This window comes from Spiroplasma sp. ChiS, from assembly GCF_002968355.1.
GTDB classification, from domain to species: Bacteria; Bacillota_I; Bacilli_A; order Mycoplasmatales; family Mycoplasmataceae; genus Spiroplasma; species Spiroplasma citri.
In genome coordinates, this window is record NZ_PUUH01000097.1 from 1 (window position 1) to 1566 (window position 1566).

At 24.9% G+C, this 1566-nt stretch carries 3 protein-coding genes; all 3 read right to left on the reverse strand.

Annotated features, from left to right (window positions below; translation table 4 throughout):
• Positions 1-109: 109 nt before the first annotated feature.
• Positions 110-238 (reverse strand): hypothetical protein, encoded by a 129-nt coding sequence (locus C6B38_RS11875; protein ID WP_255401064.1) that lies wholly within the window; start codon positions 236-238, stop codon positions 110-112.
• A gap of 104 nt (positions 239-342) precedes the next feature.
• Positions 343-495, reverse strand: coding sequence for a hypothetical protein (locus C6B38_RS09825; protein ID WP_162475841.1), 153 nt, complete (start codon positions 493-495; stop codon positions 343-345).
• Between the two features lie 147 nt (positions 496-642).
• Positions 643-873 carry a pentapeptide repeat-containing protein gene (locus C6B38_RS03560; RefSeq protein WP_105298688.1) on the reverse strand — a complete coding sequence of 77 codons (231 nt, stop codon included), beginning with the start codon at positions 871-873 and terminating at the stop codon, positions 643-645.
• Positions 874-1566: the final 693 nt, after the last annotated feature.

Genomic DNA, 1566 nt, shown 5'->3' on the forward strand with positions numbered 1-1566 from the left:
ACAAATTTTATTTTTAAAATCATTTAATATTAAATACATATTATTTATTGCTTCTTCTTCAGAATTAGAACTAAAAGTAATATTATTAATTATTTTCTTTTTCAAAAAATTATATTATTTTCTTTTTCAAAAAATTATAAATAATAATACCAGTTTTTCCAATTCCAGCAGGGTCAATTGCAATAATATATTTTAATTTACTTGATTTATTTTTTTCTCAAATTGTAATATTTTTCATCCATCTGATGCTAAATCTAAAATATCGTTAATTTTGTAATGTTCCATATAAGAAGCAATAAGATTTCACTTGTCTTTAAATAAATTTAAGTACATTTTTGCTCATTATAAACATTGCAAATCATAATGTTTTTTATGATGTGAAATACGACAATCAATAGGTTGACAATTAACTCAATCAAAAGATGTTGTTATTTCATCTCAAGTTTTATTAATATATTTACTTTTATATTCTGACATTATAAATAATCCTTTCATTAATTAGTTTTACCTAATGCTCAATGTTCATCAGTAATTTCATCTTTTGAAACTAGATAACTTCTAAGCATTAATTTATTTATTTTGTTGATAATTTTTTTATTTAACTTTTTCATTATTCATTCTCCTCAATAACAGTTAATTGGTCTAATTGTTTTTTGTAATTTTAATACCTTTTAAATTAGCACAAGATAAATTAGCATAACGTAAATCAGCAACTTGTAAATCAGCCCAATGTAAATCAGCACGATATAAATCAACACCTTGTAAATAAGCACCTTGTAAATATAATACTTCTTCTTCTAAATAATCACTTATTTTATCTTGTTCAACATCAATTCCTGTTAAATCTTTTATCATTTCGTGTAATGTTTTCATTTTATAATTTCCTTTCTGTAAAAAAACATAGTATTCCTTTATTGGTTAATATTTTGATATTTAGTAGATAATTTATTTTAGTATTTAATTACTTCGCCGCCCGCTTCACTTCGGGGGTGAGCGGGGGCGGATAGGATATTTTGATAGAGTTTACCCCCACGGAAATAAACAAAAAAACAGCTTATCCAGTTATTAATTACGCTTCATCCATCCCTACACAACTTTATATAAAGAAAATAACCTTTTGGCGCTCCTCCCTCTTGTTTTTTAGTGTCCAATATTTTTTATGAAACAAGCCAAAAACACACACTCTGATATTTCGCGGGCGACTAACCCCGCCGAGAATTAAAGAAATAAATAGGAGTAGTAAATCCAATCGCTTTCACACTTTCTTTAAGGCTTCGTGCCATAGATGAGTTATCCATCTTTAAGCATCAAAATATTAAGTTTTAGTAAGCATCAAAATATTAAGTTTTAGTATTGTATTATTCATCAGATAGTATCTTTTATTTAAAAGTGATATTATTAGTTGTTAAACCGAAAAAATATAATAAATCACAGAAAGGAAATTATAAAAATTAACTAATTGATGGAGAAAATAGGTTAATTTTTAATTTTAAAGATACTATCTGATGAATAATGCAAATAAAAAAATCGCTCTTATAAGCGATTACTTTAATTTATATTTAATTA